The organism is Streptomyces sp. NPDC096339 (assembly GCF_044762985.1).
GTDB lineage: Bacteria > Actinomycetota > Actinomycetes > Streptomycetales > Streptomycetaceae > Streptomyces.
This window is the reverse complement of record NZ_JBIWFI010000024.1, coordinates 115,109-122,422: the sequence shown is the minus strand read 5'-3', so window position 1 is coordinate 122,422 and position 7,314 is coordinate 115,109. Positions and strand designations below refer to the sequence as shown.

The 7,314-nt window shown below is 72.8% G+C and carries 6 protein-coding genes; 1 reads left to right on the top strand and 5 read right to left on the bottom strand.

Going from position 1 to position 7,314, the window contains the following annotated elements; all coding sequences use genetic code 11:
- Positions 1-338: 338 nt before the first annotated feature.
- On the top strand, positions 339-590 hold the full coding sequence (locus tag ACIQ5Y_RS26635) for a hypothetical protein (RefSeq protein ID WP_403885408.1): 252 nt from the start codon (positions 339-341) through the stop codon (positions 588-590).
- A gap of 62 nt (positions 591-652) precedes the next feature.
- Here the strand turns inward: ACIQ5Y_RS26635 and ACIQ5Y_RS26630 are convergent, their stop codons facing one another.
- The 5 genes from ACIQ5Y_RS26630 to ACIQ5Y_RS26610 form a co-directional block, all read right to left on the bottom strand.
- Positions 653-1,471: an SDR family NAD(P)-dependent oxidoreductase gene (locus tag ACIQ5Y_RS26630; RefSeq protein ID WP_403885405.1), complete on the bottom strand. Its 819-nt coding sequence runs from the start codon at positions 1,469-1,471 to the stop codon at positions 653-655.
- A gap of 7 nt (positions 1,472-1,478) precedes the next feature.
- On the bottom strand, positions 1,479-2,654 hold the full coding sequence (locus ACIQ5Y_RS26625; RefSeq protein ID WP_403885402.1) for an MAB_1171c family putative transporter: 1,176 nt from the start codon (positions 2,652-2,654) through the stop codon (positions 1,479-1,481).
- Complete coding sequence (locus ACIQ5Y_RS26620) at positions 2,644-3,096, bottom strand: hypothetical protein (RefSeq protein ID WP_403885399.1); 453 nt, start codon at positions 3,094-3,096, stop codon at positions 2,644-2,646. Before ACIQ5Y_RS26620 ends, ACIQ5Y_RS26625 begins: the two co-directional genes overlap by 11 nt.
- A 318-nt stretch (positions 3,097-3,414) precedes the next feature.
- A complete protein-coding gene (locus tag ACIQ5Y_RS26615) occupies positions 3,415-5,886 on the bottom strand; it encodes a Tex family protein (RefSeq protein WP_403885396.1) in 2,472 nt (823 codons plus the stop codon).
- 84 nt (positions 5,887-5,970) lie between these two features.
- Positions 5,971-6,828, bottom strand: coding sequence for a hypothetical protein (locus ACIQ5Y_RS26610; RefSeq protein WP_403885393.1), 858 nt, complete (start codon positions 6,826-6,828; stop codon positions 5,971-5,973).
- Positions 6,829-7,314 lie beyond the last annotated feature (486 nt).

Genomic DNA, 7,314 nt, shown 5'->3' with positions numbered 1-7,314 from the left:
GTCGCAATCCACACCGAGCCAGAAGGCCCTCACCCATTTCAAGATCCCTCAGTCGAGACCTGCATCACCCGTCCACAACCTCCCGGGACAGAACATCTAGGAAACGGGGCACATCCCGAGGTGCCGATCGTCACGAAGGGGACTAGCCTTTGTGAGTGAGAGCCGCAACCGCGGAGCGCGCCCGCGCGGGCAGAAGTCCCGCGTCGACTGGAAACGTGCTTCCGCATTTCCCGCGGCCTGTATCCGATCCGCGCTGCGCATTGTGCTTCTGCGGCTGCGGTTCCGCCCCCTCACGCCCCGAATGAGGTGCGAGAGAGCGGGAGGAAAGGGAATTTCTCATGTTTGCACAGAGAGCGAAGCGCCTCTTCGCGGTTTCCGCTGCCGGTCTGCTGATGGCCGGCGGAGCCGCCATGGCCACCGCCGGCACCGCTGCGGCGGCAACCCCGACCCAGCACGTCAGCTACGTGGCCGGCGGCTGGGACGACGATGACGACTGGGGCGGCCACGGCGGCTGGTACGGCAACCACGGTGGCTGGGACCACGACGGAGGATACGGACACGGCAACTGGGACGACGACGACTGCGACTAGTCCCTTCACCCCAGGCCCGCGCGGCCCGGTCACCGGGCCGCGCATCGGCCTGTTCGGGCCCTTCAGCCGCCGTTCTCCGGCCGGTCGGCCGGGGCGCGCCGCTTGCGGGCCATCCTGCGGGCCACGAAATCGCGCGGGAGATGGCGTGCCGCCAGCGCGTAGGCGCGGTAGCGGCGGCCCGTGATGCTGACGGGGCGGCGCAGCGCCAGGTCGCGCAGGGCGCGGGCGACGACGGCCTCCGGTTCGAGCCAGACCGCGTCGCGCAGTGCGCTGACGTCCATGCCCGCCCGTTCCTGGAATTCGGTGCGGGTGAAGCCGGGCACCACCGCGAGGACGCGGACCCCGTACGGTTCCATGTCCACCCGGAGTGATTCGCTGAAGGCGGTGATCCAAGCCTTGGCCGCGCCGTAGGTCCCGGTGGGCAGCAGGCCCGCCACCGAGGAGACGTTCAGGACGGCCCCCCGGCGGCGTTCGCGCAGGCCCGGCAGGAGGGCGTGGGTGAGCCGGAGCGGGACCTTGACCAACAGGTCCAGCATCCGCTCCTCGTCCTCCACCGGGCTGTACGGGAACGGCGCCGGCAGCCCGAAGCCCGCGTTGTTGACCAGGACGTCGACCGGTCTGGCGCGGTCGGCGAGCCGCTCGGCGACCGTCGCGCACTGCGCCGCGTCCAGGAGGTCGGCCGGCAACACCTCGCAGGACACGCCGAATCGGCGGCCCAGTTCCCCGGCGAGGGCGTCGAGGCGGTCCTTGTCGCGGGCCACGAGGACCAGGTCGCAGCCCTTGGCGGCGAATCCGCGGGCGAAGGCGGCGCCCAGTCCGGCACTGGCGCCCGTGATCAGTACGGTCGTGTTCGTGTTCGTGGTCCTGGTCGGATTGCTCAAGGCGGGTTCACTTCCCGGTCGGTGCCGCGGCGGCGTATTCCTGGGCGACGTCGACGAGGAACGCCGCCTCGTCCGCCAGGTCTCCGTCCGCCTTCGTGGTCTGGATCGCGGCCGGCAGTTCCAGCGCGGCCGCCTCGCCCGCCTGGCCGGGCTGCCCGTCGAGCTTCGCCTGCCTCGCCTCGCGCAGTACGCAGGCCAACGCGGCGGCGGTGCGCCGCTGTTCGGGGACCCCTCGTCCGGCGACCTGGTCGCGGGCCTCTTCCAGGGCACCCGGGGCGACGTACTCCCCCAGGATCAGGATCGCGTCGCGCGTCTCGATGACCTTTCGGTAGACGAGCAGGCTGCGCGGTACGGGCGGCCACAGCAGCTCCACCACCCGCCCGGCCCGCGGCTTGTTGAGGGCCACGTGCGGTACGGCCTGGACCAGGTCGCGCCACAGCGGCCACAGCCGCCACGCGGTGGCGATGTCGGCGGCACCGCGGCGGAAGGTGAACAGCGTGGGCACGAGGATCGCGGTGGCGCGCAGCAGACCGTGCAGGTTCATCAGCAGCGGCAGGGCGGGCATCGCCCAGGTGCTGCCGAACAGGCCCTTGAGCAGGTACGCGAACCAGAAGAGGCCCGCGAGCGCGGTGCCGAGCCCGAACAGCCGCAGCCCGGCGGCCAGGCCCCTGCTCTCGGTGCGGCGGCTGTAGCGCCAGCACAGGGCCACGCAGACGGTGTTGGCCACCAGGTGCGCGGAGATCAGGACCAGCCAGTACGCGAGGGAGGGCACCGGGTCGCCGACCGGCGGCATGGTGTGGCCGCCGTGCGCGGGCGCGGCCGCGTCCAGGGCGTACAGGGAACCGAGCCACCCCACGGTCGCGACGCAGGAGGCGAGTTGGAGCCGGCGGCCCTTGGTGGTGGCGGCCACGAAGTAGAGGACGGCGCCCGCCGAGAGGACGCCGCTGAAGTTGCGGAAGAGCCCGATGGCGTGGGCGTAGCCGGGGCCGCGGCGCATCGCGTACGCGACCACGTCGGGCAGGTTCAGGGTCATCGCGGCGGCCGCGGTGGCCACGGCGAGCCACAGTCCGCGCTGTTGCGGGGAGCGCAGGGCGCCGGGGGCGCGGAGCAGGAGGGCGATCCACAGGCACGCCACGCTGGGGACGGCGAGCCAGTTGCCGAAGGCGGTCAGGTCAGCGGCCACCGTTCCTCCGCTCGTATCCCATGGCGGACTCCAGCCGGGCCAGGATGTCGCGGGGCGGGACCGCGGCCGCGTGCGGGCCGGCGTTCGCCGTGCGGATGCGGATCATGCTGGCGAGCATCTCCGCCTCCTGTTCCTGGCGGGTGGTGTAGTTGGTGCGCCCGAGCACGGTGAGGGTGTGGCCGTCGTTCACGTCGGCGTCATCGGCTTCCACGGAGTGGTGTCCGAAGAGGATGTGGCCGAGTTCGTGGAGCACGATGTGCTCCCGGTGCAGCGGGGTGGTCTGCGCCTCGTAGAAGACGTAGTCGACGCTGACCGTTCCCACCCAGAGCCCGCAAACCCCCGTCTCGGCCGCCTCTTTGGGAAGCGGGTGGAGGCTGATGGGGCGGCCGCGCTGCTCGGCTATTCGGTTGCAGAGCTCATCCAGGGAGAACGGATGAGGCAATTCCAGATGGCCGAGAATGTTCTCGCACCTTTTGCGCAGACTGACTCGCCGGTGGGACATGTGATCCCTCTTCGGACCCTTTCTCTGGCAGCGTCTGTAGGCGTGCGGGGGCATGGGCATGGTGTCCTGTGCCTTCAAACCGGCCTCGGGGAACACGGTCCTGAGGGGAATGCGGAAGCCCGTCCGCCGAGTGACGAACGGGCGTTCCACATGCCTACATATCTTCTGCTGCCATTGGCAAGGCAACTCCCCTGGTGGGGAAGGTATTCGGCCATGCCGTGCGCGGGTGCGCGCGAGAGGTGCGCGAGGGTTCTTCCCCTACCGCTTGCGGCGCTCCTCGGGACCGGTGAGGCCGGCGCGGCGCAGGGCGTCCGCCATCGCGCTGTTGGCGGGGGCGGGGGCGGGGGCGCCGCCGCCGCCCTGCCGCTGGCCCTGGCCGCCCCGCTGACCCTGGCCCTGGCCTTGGCCGCCGCGCTGTCCCTGGCCCTGGCCCTGGCCGCCGCGCTGTCCCTGGCCCCCACCACCGCCACCGCGCTGCTGCGGCGGACGGCCGCCGCCGGAGCGGCGTTCCTGGCGGTCCTGCCTCGGGGCGCCGCCCGGCGCGCGGTCGGCCTCGTCCTCCAGGCGCAGCGTCAGCGAGATGCGCTTGCGCGGGATGTCCACGTCCATGACCTTCACGCGGACGATGTCGCCCGGCTTGACCACGTCCCTCGGGTCCTTGACGAAGTTCTTCGACAGGGCCGAGACGTGCGCCAGCCCGTCCTGGTGGACGCCGATGTCGATGAACGCGCCGAAGGCGGCCACGTTGGTGACCACGCCTTCCAGGATCATCCCGGGGGCCAGGTCGCCGATCTTCTCCACGCCCTCCTTGAAGGTGGCGGTCTTGAAGGCGGGGCGGGGGTCGCGGCCCGGCTTCTCCAGCTCGCGCAGGATGTCGGTGACCGTGGGCAGGCCGAAGGCCTCGGTGACGAACTGCTCCGGGCGCAGGGAGCGCAGTACGGAGGTGTTGCCGATGAGGGCCGCCACCTCGCCGCCCGCCGTCTTGCCCATGGACCGGACCACCGGGTAGGCCTCGGGGTGCACGGCGGAGGCGTCCAGCGGGTCGTCGCCGCCGCGGATGCGCAGGAAGCCCGCGCACTGCTCGTACGCCTTCGGGCCGAGGCGGGCCACGTCCTTGAGGCCCTTGCGGTTGCGGAAGGGCCCGTTGGCGTCGCGGTGGGCGACGATGTTCTCGGCGAGGGTGCCGCTGATGCCCGAGACCCGCGAGAGCAGCGGCGCGGAGGCGGTGTTGACGTCCACGCCGACGCCGTTCACGCAGTCCTCGACCACCGCGTCCAGCGAGCGGGAGAGCTTCACCTCGGACAGGTCGTGCTGGTACTGGCCGACGCCGATCGACTTCGGGTCGATCTTGACGAGCTCGGCGAGCGGGTCCTGGAGTCGGCGGGCGATGGAGACCGCGCCGCGCAGGGACACGTCCATGCCGGGCAGTTCCTGGGAGGCGAACGCGGAGGCCGAGTACACGGAGGCGCCCGCCTCCGAGACCATCACCTTGGTGAGCCCCAGTTCGGGATGGCGGGTGATGAGGTCCCCGGCGAGCTTGTCGGTCTCGCGCGAGGCCGTGCCGTTGCCGATGGCGACCAGCTCGACCGCGTGCTCCTTCGCGAGGCGGGCCAGCTTGGCGAGGGACTCGTCCCACTTGTTGGCGGGGACGTGCGGGTAGATCACGTCCGTGGCCACGACCTTGCCGGTGGCGTCGACGACGGCGACCTTCACACCCGTGCGGAAGCCCGGGTCGAGACCGAGGGTGGCGCGGGTCCCGGCGGGGGCCGCAAGCAGCAGGTCGCGCAGGTTCGACGCGAAGACCCGTACGGCCTCGTCCTCGGCGGCGGCGCGCAGGCGCGTGCGCAGGTCGATGCCCAGGTGCACCTGGATCTTGGTGCGCCAGGACCAGCGCACGGTGTCCGCGAGCCACTTGTCGCCCGGGCGGTCGCGGTCGGCGACGCCGAAGCGGCGGGCGATCATGCCCTCGTAGGTGGACGGCCCGGGGGTCGCTGCGTCTTCGCGGTCCTCCGGCTCCAGCTCCAGGGTGAGCACGTCCTCCTTCTCGCCGCGCAGCATGGCCAGTACGCGGTGGGACGGGAGCGCGGTGAGCGGCTCGGCGAAGTCGAAGTAGTCGGCGAACTTCGCGCCCGCCTCCTCCTTGCCCTCGCGGACCTTGGCGGCGAGCCGGCCGCGGCCCCACATGCGCTCGCGCAGTTCGCCGATCAGGTCGGCGTCCTCGGCGAACTTCTCGGTGAGGATGGCGCGGGCGCCCTCCAGGGCGGCAGCCGGGTCGGCGACGCCCTTGTCGGCGTCGACGAACGCGGCCGCCGCGGCGGCGGGTTCGACCGACGGGTCGGCCAGCAGCCCTTCGGCGAGCGGCTCCAGGCCGGCCTCGCGGGCGATCTGCGCCTTGGTGCGGCGCTTGGGCTTGAACGGGAGGTAGATGTCCTCCAGCCGGGCCTTGGTGTCGGCCGCGTTGATCCGCGCCTCCAGCTCGGCGTCGAGCTTGCCCTGTTCCCGTACGGAGTCGAGGATCGCCGCGCGCCGGTCCTCCAGCTCTCGCAGATACCGCAGCCGCTCCTCGAGGGTGCGCAGCTGGGCGTCGTCGAGCATCTCGGTCGCTTCCTTGCGGTAGCGCGCGATGAACGGCACGGTCGAGCCGCCGTCGAGCAGCTCGACGGCCGCCTTGACCTGCCGCTCCCGTACGCCGAGCTCCTCGGCGATCCTGCCTTCGATGGACGTCGTCACGATCGGGTCCCGCCTGCCTTCGTTTGCACTGGAAGGCTGCCAATTGTGGCAGGTGGCGGTGACGGACGGCGGGAGCCCTGCCCGTCAGCCCCTGAGGTCGGGCGGGAAGGCTCCGGCGGCCATGGCCTTGTGCACGACGGCGCCGCCGAGTTCGGCGAGACGGGCGAGGCCGGTCGCCCCGAGGTGCTCGTAGGGGGCGGCGTCGAGGCGGTCGGTGTCGGTCTCCAGTTGCTCGCGCAGGGCCGCGCCCTGCTCGGTGAGGGTCCCGTCGGCGTCGAGTACGCCGCGTGCGCGCAGCCGGTCGGCGGCGGCGTCCAGGTCCGCCTGGTCCCAGCCCCGGATGCGCTTGATCCACTTCGGACTCATGCCCTTGCCGGTGGCGGTGTGGCTGAGGAGTGCCTCGACGGGGTCGAGTCCCGCGAGGAGCAGGGCGGCGAGGTGGCCGTCGCCGCGGTGCTCGCGCAGCAGGGTCGCGGCGTGCCAGAGCCGCAGGTGCGGTTCCTCGGGGACGGGGAGGTCGGCGTGGGCGGCGTAGAGGGTGCGGGCGTGCCGGGTGCAGCCCTCGGTGGCGCGTATCGCCAGGTCGGCGGCCTCGGCGAGCTCGGGCGAGGCGATGGTGTCGGGGCCGAGCAGCCGGCGCAGGGTGGTGTCGGCGGCCCGCAGCCGGGCGGCGAGGACCTGTTCGGGAGTGGCCGTGTCCCAGACGGCGGGCAGGTACCGGGCGACGTGGGCGTGGCTGTAGTTGTAGAACGTGGCCGTCACGGACCCGGCCCCGACGGCGCCCATGGCGGCGGAGCGCTGGGCGAGGTTGACGGCGACGGGGTCGGTGATCCCCAGGGCGGCGAACTCCTTGGCGGTGTCCGGCGAGAAGTAGATCGTCGAGTGCAGCGGGTTGATGGCTCCGTGCCAGCAGTGCCGGGCCGCGAGCGGGCGAATCGTCATGCCGGGGAGGTTACCGACTGTTCAGTATGCCGGGAACCCTCGCGGGCGGCCGGGCCTGCGCCCCCGTCGGCCCCCCGCACCGCGTCCCCCTGCACCGCGGCTCTCCGCCCGGCCCGGACGGAGCCCGGCGGGCCCTGGCCGCGCAGGGCCGACCCCGGTCGGGGGCCCACCGGATCGGACGGGCGCGGCAAGGCCGGACCCTGGCGGACGGGCCCCACTCGGAAGCGGGACATGCCCCCCGAACACCGCCATCCGCCGGGCGGAGCGCGGCGCTTCGGCACACTGCGGCGGTGAGGCGGAGCCGGAAGCCCGGCCGCGCCGGGGGCCGGGATTCGGCGGCCGGATCCCGGTGGACCGGACCTGGCGGGCCCGCGACCCGGGGTGCGGCGGCGACGGGAGGACCGGTCCGATCCGGTCGATCCCGAGGGGCCGCGGCGGCCGACGGGGGCGGGTTCCCGACGGACGGCGCCCCGCCCGGCACCCGGG